Consider the following 17058-nt stretch of genomic DNA (forward strand, 5'->3'; position numbering starts at 1 on the left):
TATGCGGACGCACCCGGTCGCAGCCCACCCGGACAAAACAGGAGCAACCCATGGCCCATTACACCGACGCGCTGACCCAGCTGGGCAGCGCCACCACCCTGCCGCAGCATCCCGACGAGGCCGTGCTGGAGCGGGTCCCGAACCCCCAGCCCGGCCAGACCTATGCCGTGCGCTTCACCCAGCCCGAATTCACCAGCCTCTGCCCGCTGACCGGCCAGCCCGATTTCGCGCATCTGGTGATCGATTATGTCCCCGGCGACTGGCTGGTCGAATCGAAATCGCTGAAGCTGTTCCTGGGGGCGTTCCGCAATCACGGCGCTTTCCACGAGGATTGCACCGTGGGCATCGGGCGCCGTATCGCCGACCTGCTGGAGCCGCAATGGCTGCGCATCGGCGGATACTGGTATCCCCGCGGCGGCATGCCGATCGATGTCTTCTGGCAGACGGGCGCCGCGCCTGCGGGCCTGTGGCTGCCCGATCAGGGCGTGCCGACCTATCGCGGGCGCGGCTGAGGCGGCTTGCGGCGCGGCGGGCCAGTTTCTATAGAGGGGCCATGATTTTCAGGGCGTTCGGCATCCGAATTAGCAGCCCGGCGGCGTGAGGTTTCGCGCCGCCGGGTTTGCCTGTGCCCGAACGACCGACAAAGGACCGCCCCATGAGCGATGCGACCCCCGATTACCGCGACACCGTCTTTCTGCCCCGCACCGATTTCCCCATGCGTGCGGGTCTGCCCGCCCGCGAGCCCGAATGGCTGGAGCGGTGGGCGCGCATCGGCGTCTATGACCGGCTGCGGTCGTCGGCGGCGGGGCGCACCCCCTTCATGCTGCATGACGGCCCGCCCTATGCGAACGGGCATCTGCATATCGGCCACGCGCTGAACAAGACGATCAAGGACATCGTGGTGCGGTCCCATCAGATGATGGGGTTCGATGCGCGCTATGTGCCTGGCTGGGATTGCCACGGCCTGCCCATCGAGTGGAAGATCGAGGAGAAGTATCGCAAGGAGGGCCGCGACAAGGACGCGGTCGACCTGGTCGAGTTCCGTCAGGAATGCCGCCGGTTCGCCGATGAATGGGTGGGCATCCAGCGCGAGGAGTTCAAGCGCCTCGGCGTGACCGGGGCCTGGGACCGGCCCTATCTGACGATGGACTATCACGCTGAGGCCGTGATCGCCGCCGAGTTCATGAAGCTGGTGATGAACGGGTCGCTCTATCAGGGGTCCAAGCCCGTGATGTGGTCGCCGGTCGAGAAGACCGCGCTGGCCGAGGCCGAGGTCGAATATCACGACCATACCAGTCACACGATCTGGGTGCGGTTCGCGGTGGTCAGCGGAGCGGGTATTTTTGCAACGGAGAAATCCGCGACGGTGGTGATCTGGACCACGACTCCGTGGACCATCCCGCAGAACCGCGCGGTCGCGTTCAATCCCGGGATCGCCTATGGTCTCTATCAGGTCGATGGCGTGGCCGAGGGATCCACCGCCGCGGTGGGCGAGCGCCTGGTGCTGGCCGATGCGCTGGCCGAGGGCGTCATGGCGCAGGCCAAGGTCACGGGCTTCAGCCGGGTGGCCGATGTGACCGCCGGCGATCTGGACGGGTTGGTTCTGGCCCATCCCCTGCGCGGGGTCGAGGAGGGCGCGGGCGAGTGGGATTATGACGTCCCCATGCTGCCCGGCGATCATGTCACCGACGAGGCTGGGACGGGCTTTGTCCATACTGCGCCCAGCCATGGCGATGACGACTATCAGCTGGGGCTGCGCTTTAAGCTGCCCATGACCTACAATGTCGAGCCGGATGGCAGCTATCGCCAGGATCTGCCGATCTTCGGCGGTCAGGCGATCGTGGCGCCCGATGGCAAGGACGGTCCCGCCAATGTCAGCGTCATCAAGCAGCTGGCCTGGGCCAAGGCGCTGTTGGCCAAGGGCAAGATCAAGCACTCCTATCCCCACAGCTGGCGCTCCAAGGCACCGCTGATCTATCGCAACACGCCGCAATGGTTCGCGGCCATCGACAAGCCGCTGGATGACGGCATGGGCCAGCATGGCGACACGATCCGCACGCGGGCGCTGACCTCGATCGACAAGCTGGTGAGATGGTGGCCCCAGTCCGGGCGCAACCGCATCCATTCCATGGTCGAGAACCGCCCCGATTGGGTCCTGTCGCGCCAGCGGGCCTGGGGCGTGCCGCTGACCTGTTTCGTGCGTCGCGGCGCCAAGCCCACCGATGACGACTTCCTGCTGCGCGACGAGCGTGTGAATCAGCGTATCGCCGAGGCATTCGAGGCCGAGGGCGCGGATGTCTGGTACAGCGCGGGCTTCAAGGCGCGGATGCTGGAGGGGATCGCGGACCCCGAGGCCTATGACCAGGTCATGGACGTGCTGGACGTGTGGTTCGATTCGGGCTCGACCCACAGCTTCGTTCTGCGCGACCGCGAGGATGGCGCGCCGGACGGGATCGCCGATGTCTATCTGGAGGGCACCGACCAGCATCGCGGCTGGTTTCAGTCCTCGCTGCTGCAGGCATCGGCCACCAAGGGCCGCGCGCCCTATCGCAACGTGGTCACGCATGGCTTTACGCTGGACGAGAAGGGCATGAAGATGTCCAAATCGCTTGGCAACACCATCGTCCCCGCCAAGGTGATCGAGCAATACGGCGCCGATATCCTGCGCCTGTGGGTGGCGCAGGCGGATTACACCGCCGACCAGCGCATTGGCCCCGAGATCCTGAAGGGCACCGCCGACAGCTATCGCCGGCTGCGCAACACGCTGCGCTTTCTGCTGGGGGCGCTGGCCGATTGGGACGAGGCCGAGCGCGTCGAGCCCGCCCGGATGCCCGAGCTGGAGCAATGGGTGCTGCACCGGCTGGCGCAGCTGGATCACCAGGTCCGCAAGGGCTATGCGGCGTTTGATTTCCAGGGCGTGTTCCAGACCCTGTTCCAGTTCTGCACGGTCGATCTGTCGGCCTTCTATTTCGATGTGCGGAAGGACGCGCTCTATTGCGACGCGGCGCAGAGCGACCGGCGGCGTGCGACGCGGACGGTGCTGGACCTGCTGTTCCACCGGCTGGTGACCTGGCTGGCGCCGATCCTGCCCTTCACGATGGAGGATGTCTGGCTGTCGCGCTTCCCGTCCGAGGATGACAGCGTGCATCTGCATGATTTCGCGCAGACCCCCGCCGATTGGCTGAACGAGCCCTTGGCCGCGAAATGGGACCATGTCCGCCGCGCCCGCCGCGTCGTCACCGCCGCGCTGGAGGTGAAGCGGTCCGACAAGACCATCGGCGCCAGCCTGGAGGCCGCGCCGGTCGTTCATGTCGAGGATGCGGGCATGCTGGCCGCGCTGAAATCGGTGGCCTTCGCGGATATCTGCATCACCTCGGATCTGGTGCTGACCGCCGATCCCGTCCCGTCCGAGGCCTTCCGCATGGCCGAGGCGCCCGGCATCGGCGTCGTCTTCGAGACGGCCGAGGGTCAGAAATGCCAGCGCTGCTGGAAGATCCTGCCCGATGTCGGCACGCACAGCCATCCCGGCACCTGCGCGCGCTGCGACGCGGTCCTGGGGTGAATGACGACGACCTGCGCGGGGCGATCCTCGCGCGGGTCGCGGGGCTGCGGGCGGGGACGAGCCTCTGCCCCAGCCAGGTCGCCCGCGATCTGGCCGAGGATTGGCGCCCGCTGATGACGCCCCTGCGGCGCGTCGCGCTGGAAATGGCGGGGCAGGGGCGGATCGCCGTCACCCAGAAGGGCCGACCGGCGGGCCCCGATCCGCGCGGACCGATTCGCCTGGGGCGGGTCTAGACCAGCCACCAGCCGCGGGCGCGGATCTGGTTGCGGATCACCCGCTCGGGCGCGCCGGGGCGTTCGTCGCGGATCGGGCGGACCTTGCTGCGGCCCTTCTGCTGATAGATCAGCTTGCGCGCCGGTTCCCATTCCCGCAGCACGCGCTTGATCTCCTTGGGGGCGGTGGCGGTTTCCAGCGCGTCGACGGCGCGGTCGGAATGGCGGGCATAGAGCAGCGGCAGCTTGCGGTAATGGCAGGTCACGTCGCCGTCCAGCCCGGCCAGCCTGGGGCCCGGACGCCCGCCGCCCAGGCTGCGAATCACCACCGGCAGCACGACCTGGTCCAGCCAGGGGTCCATGACCTGGCAGGCCAGCTCGTCATGCGGATCGTCGCGCAGGGCCTTGGCCCAGGCCAGATAGCGGCGCCCGAATTCCGCCGGATCGGCCCCGAAGAACCAGCCCGCGTTGAAATAGAGATAGCGTTCCCAATGCTCGTCGGGCTGGGACAGGTCCAGCGTGTCGTCGAAGGGCACATCGAAGCGGTCGTAGATCGACCGCCAGATCGCCGCATAGCCCGGACCATAGAGCGGCGGCTTGGGCCATGTCCCCTCGCGCTGCATCGAGGCGGCGGGGCGGGCGTAATCGAAACCGACCTTGTCCAGCGCCCCGCAGATCAGCGTATCCGTGTCGAAGAACAGGAAGGGCTGATCGGGGGGCAGCAGCGACAGCGCCTCGATCTTGTTGCCTTGGGGATAGGCCGCGCCGAATTCGCGCGCGACGAAGGGTTCGATCCGCGCGCCCAGATCCGTCAGCAGGCCCCGGCAATCATCGGCGATGGCGGTGGAATGGCCCGCCCATGCGCCCTCGGGGGCGGGTTCGGCGATGGTGACGCGGCCCGCCCAATCGGGCGCATGGGCGCGCAGGCTGGCCATGAAGATCACGGCCTCGTATTGCAGGCGTCCGGCCTGGGCGACGATCAACAGATTCGGTTGCGCTTTTCGCTTCGTCGCCACGATGACCCCCGTGCGGCCTGATCCGGGGCCAGCCTAACCGCGTAGGCGGCGCTCTTCCACCACGGGTTTTCCCGACCCGGGTCAACGCAATCATCGGATGAAACGGGGGGAAGTGGTGGGCGACCCTGGAATCGAACCAGGCGTGGGTCTCCCCGGCGGAGTTACAGTCCGCTGCCGCACCTTGCAGCACGTCGCCCGCCGAACGCTTTCGGCGTGCGGGGTGATTAACTGGCCCGCAGGGGGGCGTCAAGCGGATTTCCGGGGCTTGCGCGACGACGCCCCGCCGCGCAGAGAGAGGGGGCAGGAAAGGAGGCCCCGGATGGCCGAAAAACCCCGTCACCCCAAGAAGCCCAGCTGGGTGATCGACAAGGAACGCGCCCGCCGCGCATCCGCGGCCGAAACCGTGTGGCTGTTCGGCCTGCACGCGGTGCGCGACGCCCTGGCCAATCCCGCGCGGGAAAAGCAGCGCCTGGTCGTCACCCAGAACGCCCTGGCGCGCTTGGGCGATCTGCACGGGATGGAGGCCGAGGTCACCGATCCCCGCGTCTTCGACAAGGCCGTGCCCCTGGCCCCCGACAGCGTCCATCAGGGCGCCGCGCTGGAGGTCAAGCCGCTGAAATGGGGCAGCCTGTCCGAGGTCGCCCTGCGCGAGGCCCCGGGCGAGACGCGCCCGCTGCTGGTCGCGCTGGACCGGGTGACCGATCCGCATAACGTCGGCGCCATCCTGCGATCGGCCGAGGTCTTCGGCGCCCGCGCCGTGATCGCCCCGGCCCGCCATTCCGCCCCCGAGACCGGGGCCTTGGCCAAGACCGCTTCGGGCGCGCTGGAACGCCAGCCCTATCTGCGCGTGCCGAACCTGGCCGAGGCGCTGGCCCAGCTGAAGAACATGGGCTTCGTGCTGGTCGGGCTGGACGGGACGGGTGATGCGGAACTGCCGCAGGTGCTGGACGGGCTGTCGGGGCGGGCGGTCTGCCTGGTGATGGGGGCCGAGGGGCCGGGCATGCGCGAGCTGACGCAGAAAAGCTGCGATCACCTGGCGCGGATTCCCTTCGCGGCGGATTTCGGGTCGCTGAACGTATCGAACGCGGCGGCGGTCGCGCTCTATGCCGCGGGGCGTGCCTGAATATCACATCACTGCGACGATTATGCCACCTGCGTTGAGATTCGCGCCCCGGGCTGTCAAGTAGAAGCCAAGCAACAGCCCCCGAGTCCCCCATGCGAAGCCTTGTCCTGTCCCTGATGCTGGCCTTCGGCCCGGTCGCGCCCGCCCTGGCGCAGGACTGGGCGGTGGGCGGATACGACCCCGTGGCCTATGCCAGCGACGGCCGGGCGCAGCCGGGGCGCAGCGACATCTCGACCATGTGGCGGGGCCAGCTGTGGCATTTCGCCTCGGAGGAGAACCGCGCCCGGTTCGAATCCGACCCGCGCAGCTTTGCCCCCGCGCTGGACGGGATGTGCCCGGTCTCGATCGTGGACGGCGCACCGCGCGCCGGCGATCCGCGGCATTTCGCGATGGTGGGCGGGCGCCTTTATCTGCTGCAGTCGGGATCCGCCGAACAGCGCCTGCGGGCCGATCCGGGGGGCATCACCGATGCCGCGCGCCGCATCTGGCGCGGGCAATAGGCGCGGAGAAATCACGAAAACGCGACCGCACTGGAACTTTCGGTTCTGATGCCCATTTACATCACAGGACATGACCCCGGAACGGTCATGTTCAGATCACTGTCCCTCGTTCCGCGACTTGCGCCCGGCCGTTCTGGACCGGGCGCCTTTTCTTTGCAAGGATCGCGCAACCTGCGGTCGCAAGCGTGGAGGAGAGATCATGGACATCCTGACTGACGAGGATCGCGACATCGCGCGCATCGCCCGCGAGACCAAGGTTGTCGCCATCGTCGGCCTGTCGCCGAACGAATCGCGGCCCAGCTGGGGCGTGGCGCGCTATCTGCAGGCGCAGGGGATCAGGGTGATTCCCATCAATCCCGGCCATGCGGGCAAGGTCATCCTGGACGAGGTCGTCCATGCCGCCTTGGCCGACATCCCGTCGGATGCCGGGGTGCAGATGGTCGATGTCTTCCGCCGCTCGGACGCGGTGGCGCAGATCGTCGAAGAGGCGCTGGCCCATCTGCCCGATCTGCAGGTCATCTGGACCCAGCTGGGCGTCCAGGACGACCGCGCCGCCGACCGCGCCCGCGCCCGCGGCGTCACCGTGATCCAGGACCGCTGCCCCAAGATCGAGTTTCCCCGCTTTCTGTGACCGCCCCCGGCGGGCCGGATATCTGCTTGACGGCGGGCCGGGGCGGTTCTAATCAGGCCCCGACCTCAGGGGTATAGCTCAGTTGGTAGAGCATCGGTCTCCAAAACCGAGGGTCGTGGGTTCGAGTCCCCCTGCCCCTGCCAGGTCCCTTCCGCGATTTGCAGTCATGTCAGCAGATGCCCCGGGTGGCGTGTGCCAGCGGGGACTGGATGTCCACGCTCCAGCTGGTTCATGATCATGGCGAGGGCAGCGTCTCCGACCGGCTGCCGGTAACCGCCGATGTCCACGATGGGGGCGGTGCAGGCCGCCAGGATGATCGCCTCGGCCAGCAGGTCTTCCGGTGCTGCGATGACCCCGAAGAACACTGGCATCGCCGTCCAGAAACTCCGCACCCGCATCACCTGGCAAAAAACCGATTCGCGCAGGTTCGTGCGGCCCGCCGATGGCGGCGGCGCCGCGAACCGGGGCAGGCGCCCGGGCAGCGGATGCGGTCGCGTCCGTCATGGCTCATTGCCGATACGATCCGCGCCATGCCTCCTGCCGGGCCCGAGGGGCGCTCGATCATGGGTCGGTTCCGGCGATCCCGCAGGGCGGGGGCCGGACCGCGAGGGGAAAGATGGTCCATCGAACGTTCGCCTCGCGTGCCCGGGCTGCGGGTTTGTCAATCCGCCCCCGGATGCGCTATGGGGGCCGCTGACCCGAAGGCCCGAGGTTTCCCCGTGACCCAGACCGACCCGATCCGAGACGCCGCCCGCCTGTCCGTCGCCCCGATGATGGACTGGACCGACCGCAACTGCCGCCGCTTTCACCGGCTGATGTCGCGCCGGGCGCTGCTCTATACGGAAATGGTCACCGCCCCGGCGGTCATCCATGGCGACCGGGCGCGGCTTCTGGATCACGACGCGGCCGAGGGGCCGGTGGCGCTGCAGCTGGGTGGGTCGGACCCGGCCGAGCTGCGCGAGGCCACGCGCATCGCCGCCGACTGGCCCTATGACGAGGTGAACCTGAACTGCGGCTGTCCCAGTGATCGCGTCCAGTCCGGCGCCTTCGGGGCGATCCTGATGACCACGCCGGGCCTGGTGGCCGATTGCGTCACGGCCATGGCGGCGGTCAGCCCGGTCCCCGTCACCGTCAAATGCCGCATCGGCGTGGACGACCAGGATTCGGCGGCGGTCCTGCCGGGGTTTCTGGCCATGCTGCGCGATGCGGGCGTGCGGCGCGTCACCATCCATGCGCGCAAGGCCTGGCTGAAGGGCCTCAGCCCCAAGGAGAACCGCGAGATCCCGCCCCTCGATTACCCGCTGGTCCATGCGATGAAAGCAGCGTTTCCCGACCTGCACCTGTCGGTCAATGGCGGCATCGCGACGCTGGACCAGGCCCGCGACCAGCTGGCGGTGATGGATGGTGCGATGATCGGCCGCGCCGCCTATCACGAGCCGTGGAACATCCTGGGCGGGGCCGACGCGATCTGGGGCGACCGCCCGCCCTTCGAGGGCCCGGCCGATGTGGCGCGCGCCATGCGGCCGCTGATTTTGGACCATATCGCGCAGGGCGGCAGGCTGCATCAGGTCACGCGGCACATGTTGGGGCTGTTTCACGGCATGCCCGGCGCGCGGGGCTGGAAGCGCACTTTGTCCGAGGGCGCGTCGAAGGGCGGGATCGAGGTCTATGACGCAGCCTTGGCCCAGGTGACCGAGGCCGCCTAGCCCGCCCGCTCGGCGGCCTTGGCAGCATCCCACAGCCGGTCCATCTCGGCCAGGTCGCTGTCCTCGGGGCGGCGGCCATCGGCTGCCAGCGCGGCCTCGACCGCGCCAAAGCGGCGGGTGAACTTGGCATTGGCGCGGCGCAGCGCCAGCTCGGGGTCGATCTTCAGATGCCGGGCCAGGTTCGCCATCACGAAGATCAGATCGCCGAACTCCTCCTCCAGCGCCTCGGGACCCAGGCTGTCGCGGGCCTCGACCAGCTCGGCCGTCTCCTCGGTGATCTTCTCCAGCACATCCGCGGCACCCGGCCAGTCGAAGCCCACCCGCGCCGCGCGGTTCTGCAGCTTGACCGCCCGCGTCAGCGCGGGCAGGCCCATCGCCACCCCGTCCAATGTACCGCGTTCGGCCTTGCCGGCGCGTTCGACGGCCTTGATCGCCTCCCAATCCGCGACCTGCTGTTCGGCGGACTTGTCGCGGGATTCGTCGCCAAAGACATGCGGGTGGCGAAAGATCAGCTTGTCGCTGATCGCCGCCGCGCAATCGGCGAAATCGAACATCCCGGCCTCGGCCGCGATCTGGGCCTGGAACACCACCTGCAGCAGCAGATCGCCCAGCTCGCCCGGCAACTCGTCCCAGGCCTCGCGCTGGATCGCGTCCTCGACCTCATGGGCCTCCTCGATCGTGTAGGGGGCGATGGTGGCGAAGGTCTGCTCGATATCCCAGGGACAGCCCGTCTGCGGGTCGCGCAGGGCGGCCATGATGCCCAGCAGGCGCGTGATCTCGGCTGAGGGGTCGCGGGGGTCGGCCATTGCAATTCCCTTCGTCAGGCGGATGATGCAGCCTCCGACTGCCACAGCCGAAGGCCCAAGTCCACAATGCCCGTCCTGAACCGCATCGCCGATTACGCCGACCAGATGACCGCCTGGCGCCGCCACCTGCACCAGCATCCCGAACTGGGCTTCGACTGTCACGGGACGGCTGCCTTCGTGGCCGAGAGGCTGCGCGAATTCGGCGTGGACGAGATCCACGAGGGGATCGGCCAGACCGGCATCGTGGCGATCATCGAGGGGCAGGGGCCCGGCCCCACGATGGGGCTGCGCGCCGACATGGACGCCCTGCCCATGACCGAGGAGACGGGCCTGCCCCATGCCTCGACCGTGCCGGGGCGGATGCATGCCTGCGGCCATGACGGGCATACGACCATGCTGCTGGGCGCCGCGAAATACCTGGCCGAGACGCGCAATTTCGCGGGCCGCGTCGCGCTGATCTTTCAGCCCGCCGAGGAGAATGGCGGCGGCGGCGACGCCATGGTGCAGGACGGGATGATGGAGCGGTTCGGCATCACCCGCGTCTTTGCCATGCACAACAATCCGGGCCAGGCGATGGGGACCTTCCAGACCACGCCCGGCCCGATCATGGCCGCCGTGGACACGTTCGAGATCCATGTGGCGGGCCGGGGCGGCCATGGCGCGATGCCGCATCTGACCGCCGATCCGGTCGTGGCGGCGGTGGGCGTCGTCGGTGCCATCCAGACCATCAGCAGCCGCAACCACCACACCGCCGACGACCTGGCCCTGTCGGTGACCCAGATCCACACCGGCAGCGCCGACAACATCGTCCCCGACACCGCCTGGATCTGCGGCACGGTGCGGACCTTCGCGCCGCATGTGCGCGACATGGTGCGCCGCCGCATGACCCAGATCTGCGACGGCCATGCCCAGGCCTATGACGTGCAGATCCGCCTGGATTATCAGGAGGGCTATCCCGCCACGATCAACGACCCCGAGCAGACCGGTTTCGCCGTGCGCGTCGCGCGCGATGTGGCGGGCGATCATGCCGTCATCCCCGATGCCGGGCGCGAGATGGGGGCCGAGGATTTCAGCTACATGCTGAACGCGCGGCCGGGATGCTATCTGTTTCTGGGGCAGGGGGACGGGCCGGGGGTGCACAATCCGCGCTATGATTTCAACGATGCGGTGGCGCCGGTCGGCGCCAGCTTTCTGGCCCGCCTGGTCGAGACGGGCCAGCCGCGCTGACATCGCCTGACGGGCGGTCACGAAGCCGTAGGGCGGCCTTGCGCGGGGGCGCGCGGGCGCTTTCTTGCCAAGGGCGGGCGGCGCGGATAGGTTGCGCGCCAATCCAGACAGGGGGCGGCTGGACCGGACCCCTTGCGACACCTGATGGAAAGGACCCCTGATGTTCGTGACCCCCGCCTATGCCCAGGCCGCCGGCGGCGCCGGTGCCGGTGCTGCCTTCGCGCAGTTCATCCCGCTGATCCTGATCTTCGCGATCATGTATTTCCTGATGATCCGCCCCCAGCAGAAGCGCCTGAAGGCGCATCGCGAGATGGTCGCCGCCGTCAAGAAAGGCGACCATGTCGTCACCCAGGGCGGCATCCTGGGCCGCGTCACCAGCGTCCGCGACGAGGAACTGGAAGTCGAGATCTCGCAGGGCGTGCGCGTCCGCCTGGTCCGTTCGACCCTGGCCCAGGTCGTCAACAAGACCGAGCCGGTCGCCGCCAACAGCTGATAAGGGGCTCAAGCCACCATGCTTCAGATTGACCGATGGAAGCGCGTCCTGATCTTCGGGATCTGCCTTCTGGGGCTGCTCTATGCACTGCCCAATGCCTTCTACAGCCGCGTCGAGGCGCATAACGATGCCGTGGCCCAGATCGAGGCCACCGGCGTCGAGACGCCCGAACTGGTCGCGGCGCGGGACGGCTGGCCGTCATGGATGCCCTCGAACCTGGTCAATCTGGGTCTGGACCTGCGCGGCGGCGCCCATCTGCTGGGCGAGGTGCAGGTCGAACAGGTCTACAAGTCGCGCATGGACGCGCTGTGGCCGGAACTGCGCCGCGCCCTGGCGGCCGAACGCGACACGGTGGGCGCCGTCCGCCGGGTCGAGGCCGCCGACGGCCTGCTGACGATCGAGATCGGCAATCCCGACCAGATGGCCCGCGCGACCGAGATCGCGCGCGGCTTTTCCACCCCCATCACCACCCTGACCGGCGCGGGCCAGCAATCGCTGGCCATCAGCGCCCAAGGGGCGCGGATGACCATCCAGCTGTCGGATGCCGAAAAGGCCCTGACCGACGACCGCACCATCCAGCAGTCGCTGGAGATCGTGCGCCGCCGCGTCGACGAGGTCGGCACCCGCGAACCCACCATCATGCGCCAGGGCGAGGACCGCATTCTGATCCAGGTCCCCGGCATCGGATCGGCCGCCGAACTGAAGGAGCTGATCGGCACCACCGCCCAGCTGACCTTCAACCCGGTCCTGGGCAATACCTCGGACCCCGCGACCCAGCCCGGGGCGGGCCAGTTCCTGGCGCCCTCGGTCGACAATCCGGGCCTGTTCTACATCCTGGAGGGCAGCCCCGTCGTCACCGGCGAGGACCTGGTCGACGCCATGCCCGGCAGCGACGAGAACGGCCAGCCCTCGGTCAATTTCCGCTTCAACCCCACCGGCGCACGCGCCTTTGGGGCCTATACCTCGGCCAATATCGGCCAGCCCTTCGCCATCGTGCTGGATAACGAGGTGATCTCGGCTCCGGTGATCCGCTCGGCCATCACCACCGGCTCGGGCCAGATCTCGGGCTCGATGAATTTCGACGAGGCCAACCAGCTGTCGATCCTGCTGCGTGCCGGCGCCCTGCCCGCCGAGATGGAGTTCCTGGAGGAACGCACCGTCGGCCCCGAACTGGGCCAGGACAGCATCGATGCGGGCAAGGTCGCGGCCAGCGTGGGATTTGTCGCAGTGATCGCGCTGATGATCCTGTCCTATGGCCGTTTCGGCCTGTTCGCCACCGTCGCGCTGGCGATGAACATGGTGCTGCTGTTCGCGATCCTGTCGCTGATCGGGGCCACGCTGACCCTGCCCGGCATCGCGGGGATCGTACTGACCATCGGCATGGCGGTCGATGCCAACGTCCTGGTCTTCGAGCGCATCCGCGAGGAATTGCGCACCGCCCGCGGCCCCGCCCGTGCGATCGAGCTGGGCTACGAGAAGGCGATGTCGGCCATCGTGGATGCCAACATCACCACGCTGATCGTCGCCGCGATCCTGTTCGTGCTGGGTTCCGGCCCGGTCAAGGGCTTTGCCGTGACGCTGACCATCGGGATCGTCACCTCGGTCTTCACGGCGCTGTTCGTCACGCGCCTGCTGACCGTGATGTGGTTCGAGCGCGCCCGTCCCAAGAAGATCGAGGTGTGACATGGCCTTTCGTCTGAAACTGATCCCCGACCAGACCAATTTCGACTTCTTCCGCTGGCAGGCCGTCACCTTCGGCCTGTCCGCGGTGATGATCGTGGCATCGTTGGTGGTGCTGTTCGTCAACGGCCTGAATTTCGGCATCGATTTCCGCGGCGGCACGACGATCCGCACGGAATCCGCCCAGCCCGTCGATGTCGCGGCCTATCGCGGCGCGCTGTCGGGCCTGGACCTGGGCGACGTGGCCATCACCGAGGTCTTCGACCCCGGCTTCCGCGCCGACCAGAACGTGGCCATGGTCCGCATCAGCGCCCAGGACGGGACCGAGGCCGTCACCCCCGACACCATCGCCGCGGTCGAGACCGCCCTGCGCCAGATCGACCCGGAGATGACCTTTCCTGCCGTCGAATCGGTCGGCCCCAAGGTCTCGGCCGAACTGATCCAGACGGCGATCTATGCGGTGCTGGCCTCGCTGGTGGCGATCTCGATCTATATCTGGCTGCGGTTCGAATGGCAGTTCTCGGTGGGGGCGATCGTGTCGCTGTTCCATGACGTGATCATCACCATGGGCATCTTCGCGCTGTTCCAGATCCGGTTCGACCTGACCACCATCGCGGCGCTGCTGACCATCGTGGGCTATTCGATCAACGACACGGTCGTGGTCTTCGATCGCCTGCGCGAGAACCTGATCAAGTACAAGAAACGCGCCCTGCGCGAGGTGATGAACCTGTCGGTGAACGAGACCCTGTCGCGGACGGTCATGACCTCGGGCACCACGCTGCTGGCGCTGATCGCGCTGCTGGTCTTGGGCGGCGACGTGATCCGCGGTTTCGTCTTCGCGATCACCTTCGGCATCTTCATCGGCACCTATTCCTCGGTCTATGTGGCCAAGAACTTCGTGCTGTGGCTGGGCGTGCGGCGGGACTGGGGCGGCACCGACCCCAAGGATCCCAAGGCCAAGCGCAAGAACGTCTCGCCCTTCGAGGGCGCCGAGGAGGTCTGATGCTGACCCCCACCGAATTCGGCGGCGCGCATGCGGTGGACGGCTACGGCCCGGGATTCTTCCGGGTCGCTGGCCACGTCGTCCACGGCCATGTGCTGGTCCAGGCCCAAGGCAGCCAGCCTTGGGGCGGGTTGGACGACGCCGCCCCGTTCGATGCGCTTTCGGGCCGGGTCGATGTCCTTTTCATCGGGACGGGCGCGCAGATGGCGCCCATCCCCGCGCCCTTGGCGCAGCGCCTGCGCGATCTGGGGATCGCGGCCGAGCCCATGGCCACCCCCACCGCGGCGCGCAGCTACAACGTCACCCTGTCCGAGGGTCGCCGCGTCGCCTGTGCGCTGATCGCGCTGTGACGCTGCTGGTCGTCCAGGACCTGGCCGTGTCGCGCGGCGGGCTGCGGACGGTCGAGGGGGTCGGCTTTTCCCTCGATGCAGGACAGGCGCTGATCCTGCGCGGGCCGAACGGTCTGGGCAAGACGACGCTGCTGCGCTGCATCGCGGGCCTCCAGCCCCCCGCCGCCGGCCGCATCGTGATCGAGGAGGACAGCCTGGCCTATGCCGCCCATGCCGACGGGCTGAAATCCGCCCTGACCGTGGCCGAGAACATGGATTTCTGGGCCCGCGTCTTCGGCGGCGGCGATGTGGCGGCGGCCTTGGCCGCGATGGATCTGCAGGCCTTGGCCCACCGCCCCGCAGGCGCACTGTCGGCGGGGCAGAAGCGGCGCTTGGGCCTGGCCCGCCTGCTGGTCGCGCGTCGCCCGATCTGGGTGCTGGACGAGCCGACCGTGTCGCTGGACGCGGCCTCGGTCGCACGATTCGCAGGCGTGATCGGCGATCACCTGGCCCAAGGGGGGGCGGCGCTGATCGCCACCCATATCGACCTGGGCCTGCCGCAGGCCCGCGTCCAGGACCTGACCCCGTTCCGCGCCCGGCCCGGCACGCGCTCTGCGCGTCCCTCGGGCTTCAACGAGGCCTTCGCGTGATCGCCCTGCTCATCCGCGATCTGCGGCTGGCCACGCGGGCGGGCGGGGGCTTTGGCCTGGGCGTCGCCTTCTTCCTGATCCTGTCCGCGCTGGTGCCCTTCGGCGTGGGGCCCGACCGCGCCACCCTGGCCCCGGTCGCGCCCGGCATCCTGTGGGTCGGCGCGCTGCTGGCCTGCCTTCTGTCGCTGGACCGCATCTTCGCGCTGGATCACGAGGATGGCAGCCTGGACCTGCTGGCCACCGCCCCCCTGCCGCTGGAGGGGGCCGTGGCGATCAAGGCCCTGGCCCATTGGATCACCACCGGCCTGCCGCTGGTCCTGGCCGCGCCGGTCTTTGGCCTGCTGTTGCAGCTGCCCGGCCAGGCGATGCCCTGGCTGGTCCTGTCCCTGGCCCTGGGCACGCCGGCGCTCTCGATGCTGGGGGCCTTTGGCGCGGCGATCACGGTGGGGCTGCGGCGCGGCGGGCTGCTTCTGTCGCTGCTGGTCCTGCCGCTCTACATCCCGACGCTGATCTTCGGGGCCGAGATCACCCGCCGCGGGGCCGAGGGCGCGCCCATCGCCACGCCGCTGCTGTTTCTGGCGGGGATCACCTTGGGGGTCGTCGCGCTGATTCCCCTTGCCGCGGCCGCCGCCCTGCGGGTCAATCTGCGGTGAACGGGCCCGCCGCCCCTTGAGGGGCGGGCCGAAACGGGGGATAGAGGCACATATGTCGATCTGGGAATATGCAAACCCGACCAAGTTCATGCGCGTGACCGACGGGGCCCTGCCTTGGCTGGTCGGCGCTGCTGCGATCTGCTGCGTCGTGGGGGTGGTCTGGGGCTTTCTGACGCCCGACGATTTCCGCCAGGGATCAACGGTCAAGATCGTCTTTCTGCATGTCCCTGCCGCGATGATGGCCATCAACATCTGGGTGATGATGCTGGTCGCGTCGCTGATCTGGATCATCCGCCGCCACCATGTCAGCGCGCTGGCCGCCAAGGCCGCGGCCCCCATCGGAGCGGTGATGACGCTGATCGCGTTGGCCACCGGCGCGATCTGGGGTCAGCCTATGTGGGGGACCTGGTGGGAATGGGACCCGCGGCTGACATCCTTCCTGATCCTGTTTCTGTTCTATATCGGCTATATGGCGCTGTGGTCGGCGGTCGAGGATCCCGACAGCGCCGCCGACCTGACGGGCGTTCTGTGCCTGGTGGGGTCGGTCTTCGCGCTGCTGTCGCGCTATGCGGTGCTGTTCTGGAACCAGGGCCTGCATCAGGGGGCCAGCCTGTCGGTGCAGTCGGGCGAACGGATGAGCCATGTCTATCGCTATCCGCTGTACCTGGCGATGCTGGGCTTCTTCCTGCTGTTCCTGGCGCTGCTCTTGATCCGCACCCGAACCGAAATCCGCCGCCGCCGACTGGCCGCCCTGCAAGCGAGGGAGATGCGCGCATGATCGATCTTGGACGCTATGCCACCACGGTCCTGGCCGCCTATGGGGTCAGCTTGGTGCTGATCGCGGGGCTGGTCTGGCACACCGTCGCCGCCAATGCCCGCGCCCGCCGCGCGCTGGAGGAGTACGAGCGTAATGGTTAGGATCCCGCCCCTGATGGTGTTGCCGCCCGTGGTGTTCGCGGGGCTTGCCGGGATGTTCCTCTGGGGCATGAACCGCGACGATCCGGGCGCCGTGCCCTCGGCCATGATCGGGCGCGAGGCGCCGCCCATCCCCGACACGACCCTGCCCGGCAAGACCCAGCTGACCGACGAGATGCTGCGCCAGCCCGGCGTCAAGCTGGTCAATTTCTGGGCCAGCTGGTGCCCGCCCTGCCGGGTCGAACATCCCACCCTGATGGAGCTGGCCAATGAGCTGCCCGTCTATGGCGTGGACCTGCGCGACATCGACCAGAACGCGCTGTCCTTCCTGGCCGAGGATGGCGACCCCTTCGCCGCCATCGCCACCGATCCGCGCGGCCGCACCGCGATCGATTGGGGCGTGACCGCCCCGCCCGAGACCTTCATCCTGGACGGCGAGGGCCGCGTCCTGCACCGCCATGCGGGCCCGCTGATCGACGCCGATTACCTGGCGCGGTTCCGCCCCCATCTGGACGAGGCCTTGGCCGCCGATAACTGACGGTTGTGCGCCGC

At 68.4% G+C, this 17058-nt stretch carries 20 protein-coding genes and 2 tRNA genes; 18 read left to right on the forward strand and 4 right to left on the reverse strand.

Features of this window, described 5'->3' with window-relative positions:
* The first annotated feature begins 50 nt into the window (after positions 1-50).
* The 3 genes from queF (at position 51) to JHW48_RS05305 (ending at position 3795) form a co-directional block, all read left to right on the forward strand.
* Positions 51-512, forward strand: coding sequence for a preQ(1) synthase (queF, locus tag JHW48_RS05295; protein ID WP_119885299.1), 462 nt, complete (start codon positions 51-53; stop codon positions 510-512).
* 143 nt (positions 513-655) lie between these two features.
* The gene (gene ileS / locus JHW48_RS05300) at positions 656-3562 is read left to right on the forward strand and encodes an isoleucine--tRNA ligase (RefSeq protein WP_119885300.1); all 2907 of its coding nucleotides are present in this window, start codon (positions 656-658) and stop codon (positions 3560-3562) included.
* Positions 3559-3795 (forward strand): DUF3253 domain-containing protein, encoded by a 237-nt coding sequence (locus tag JHW48_RS05305; protein WP_240637717.1) that lies wholly within the window; start codon positions 3559-3561, stop codon positions 3793-3795. The genes ileS and JHW48_RS05305 overlap by 4 nt, the downstream gene beginning before the upstream one ends.
* Here the strand turns inward: JHW48_RS05305 and JHW48_RS05310 are convergent.
* A complete protein-coding gene (locus JHW48_RS05310; RefSeq protein ID WP_336390900.1) occupies positions 3792-4757 on the reverse strand; it encodes a hypothetical protein in 966 nt (321 codons plus the stop codon). The genes JHW48_RS05305 and JHW48_RS05310 overlap by 4 nt on opposite strands.
* A gap of 146 nt (positions 4758-4903) precedes the next feature.
* A tRNA-Tyr gene (locus JHW48_RS05315) sits at positions 4904-4987 on the reverse strand.
* Positions 4988-5109: 122 nt separating this feature from the next.
* Between JHW48_RS05315 and rlmB the strand changes: the two genes are divergently transcribed.
* The 4 genes from rlmB (at position 5110) to JHW48_RS05335 (ending at position 7187) form a co-directional block, all read left to right on the forward strand.
* On the forward strand, positions 5110-5913 hold the full coding sequence (rlmB, locus tag JHW48_RS05320; RefSeq protein ID WP_119885303.1) for a 23S rRNA (guanosine(2251)-2'-O)-methyltransferase RlmB: 804 nt from the start codon (positions 5110-5112) through the stop codon (positions 5911-5913).
* Between the two features lie 92 nt (positions 5914-6005).
* The gene (locus JHW48_RS05325) at positions 6006-6413 is read left to right on the forward strand and encodes a YHS domain-containing (seleno)protein (RefSeq protein WP_119885304.1); all 408 of its coding nucleotides are present in this window, start codon (positions 6006-6008) and stop codon (positions 6411-6413) included.
* A 199-nt stretch (positions 6414-6612) separates the two neighbouring features.
* Entirely contained in the window at positions 6613-7044 is a 432-nt protein-coding gene (locus JHW48_RS05330; protein ID WP_119885305.1) for a CoA-binding protein, read from the forward strand.
* A 67-nt stretch (positions 7045-7111) separates the two neighbouring features.
* Positions 7112-7187 (forward strand) — tRNA-Trp (locus tag JHW48_RS05335).
* Positions 7188-7208: 21 nt separating this feature from the next.
* On the opposite strand, the gene JHW48_RS05340 is transcribed toward JHW48_RS05335, so the two are convergent.
* On the reverse strand, positions 7209-7415 hold the full coding sequence (locus JHW48_RS05340; RefSeq protein ID WP_147388053.1) for a hypothetical protein: 207 nt from the start codon (positions 7413-7415) through the stop codon (positions 7209-7211).
* A gap of 348 nt (positions 7416-7763) precedes the next feature.
* On the opposite strand from JHW48_RS05340, the gene dusA reads away from it, so the two are divergent.
* A complete protein-coding gene (gene dusA, locus JHW48_RS05345) occupies positions 7764-8750 on the forward strand; it encodes a tRNA dihydrouridine(20/20a) synthase DusA (RefSeq protein ID WP_272835799.1) in 987 nt (328 codons plus the stop codon).
* Here the strand turns inward: dusA and mazG are convergent.
* Positions 8747-9556: a nucleoside triphosphate pyrophosphohydrolase gene (gene mazG, locus JHW48_RS05350; protein ID WP_119885308.1), complete on the reverse strand. Its 810-nt coding sequence runs from the start codon at positions 9554-9556 to the stop codon at positions 8747-8749. The genes dusA and mazG overlap by 4 nt on opposite strands.
* Positions 9557-9622: 66 nt before the next feature.
* Here mazG and JHW48_RS05355 point away from each other — a divergent pair, with 66 nt between their 5' ends.
* The 10 genes from JHW48_RS05355 (at position 9623) to JHW48_RS05400 (ending at position 17044) form a co-directional block, all read left to right on the forward strand.
* Positions 9623-10783, forward strand: coding sequence for a M20 aminoacylase family protein (locus tag JHW48_RS05355; RefSeq protein WP_119885309.1), 1161 nt, complete (start codon positions 9623-9625; stop codon positions 10781-10783).
* Between the two features lie 160 nt (positions 10784-10943).
* A complete protein-coding gene (gene yajC / locus JHW48_RS05360; RefSeq protein WP_119885310.1) occupies positions 10944-11276 on the forward strand; it encodes a preprotein translocase subunit YajC in 333 nt (110 codons plus the stop codon).
* 18 nt (positions 11277-11294) lie between these two features.
* A complete protein-coding gene (gene secD, locus JHW48_RS05365; protein WP_119885311.1) occupies positions 11295-12959 on the forward strand; it encodes a protein translocase subunit SecD in 1665 nt (554 codons plus the stop codon).
* Between the two features lies 1 nt (position 12960).
* Entirely contained in the window at positions 12961-13959 is a 999-nt protein-coding gene (gene secF, locus JHW48_RS05370) for a protein translocase subunit SecF (protein WP_119885312.1), read from the forward strand.
* Positions 13959-14309 (forward strand): Mth938-like domain-containing protein, encoded by a 351-nt coding sequence (locus JHW48_RS05375; protein WP_119885313.1) that lies wholly within the window; start codon positions 13959-13961, stop codon positions 14307-14309. Before secF ends, JHW48_RS05375 begins: the two co-directional genes overlap by 1 nt.
* The gene (gene ccmA / locus JHW48_RS05380) at positions 14306-14938 is read left to right on the forward strand and encodes a heme ABC exporter ATP-binding protein CcmA (protein WP_119885314.1); all 633 of its coding nucleotides are present in this window, start codon (positions 14306-14308) and stop codon (positions 14936-14938) included. The genes JHW48_RS05375 and ccmA overlap by 4 nt, the downstream gene beginning before the upstream one ends.
* Positions 14935-15591 carry a heme exporter protein CcmB gene (gene ccmB / locus JHW48_RS05385; RefSeq protein ID WP_119885315.1) on the forward strand — a complete coding sequence of 219 codons (657 nt, stop codon included), beginning with the start codon at positions 14935-14937 and terminating at the stop codon, positions 15589-15591. Before ccmA ends, ccmB begins: the two co-directional genes overlap by 4 nt.
* A 52-nt stretch (positions 15592-15643) precedes the next feature.
* The gene (gene ccmC, locus JHW48_RS05390) at positions 15644-16369 is read left to right on the forward strand and encodes a heme ABC transporter permease CcmC (RefSeq protein ID WP_119885316.1); all 726 of its coding nucleotides are present in this window, start codon (positions 15644-15646) and stop codon (positions 16367-16369) included.
* A complete protein-coding gene (ccmD, locus tag JHW48_RS05395) occupies positions 16366-16509 on the forward strand; it encodes a heme exporter protein CcmD (protein ID WP_119885317.1) in 144 nt (47 codons plus the stop codon). The genes ccmC and ccmD overlap by 4 nt, the downstream gene beginning before the upstream one ends.
* 13 nt (positions 16510-16522) lie before the next feature.
* Entirely contained in the window at positions 16523-17044 is a 522-nt protein-coding gene (locus tag JHW48_RS05400; protein ID WP_119885318.1) for a DsbE family thiol:disulfide interchange protein, read from the forward strand.
* Positions 17045-17058: the final 14 nt, after the last annotated feature.

The organism is Paracoccus aestuarii (assembly GCF_028553885.1).
Lineage (GTDB): Bacteria > Pseudomonadota > Alphaproteobacteria > Rhodobacterales > Rhodobacteraceae > Paracoccus > Paracoccus aestuarii.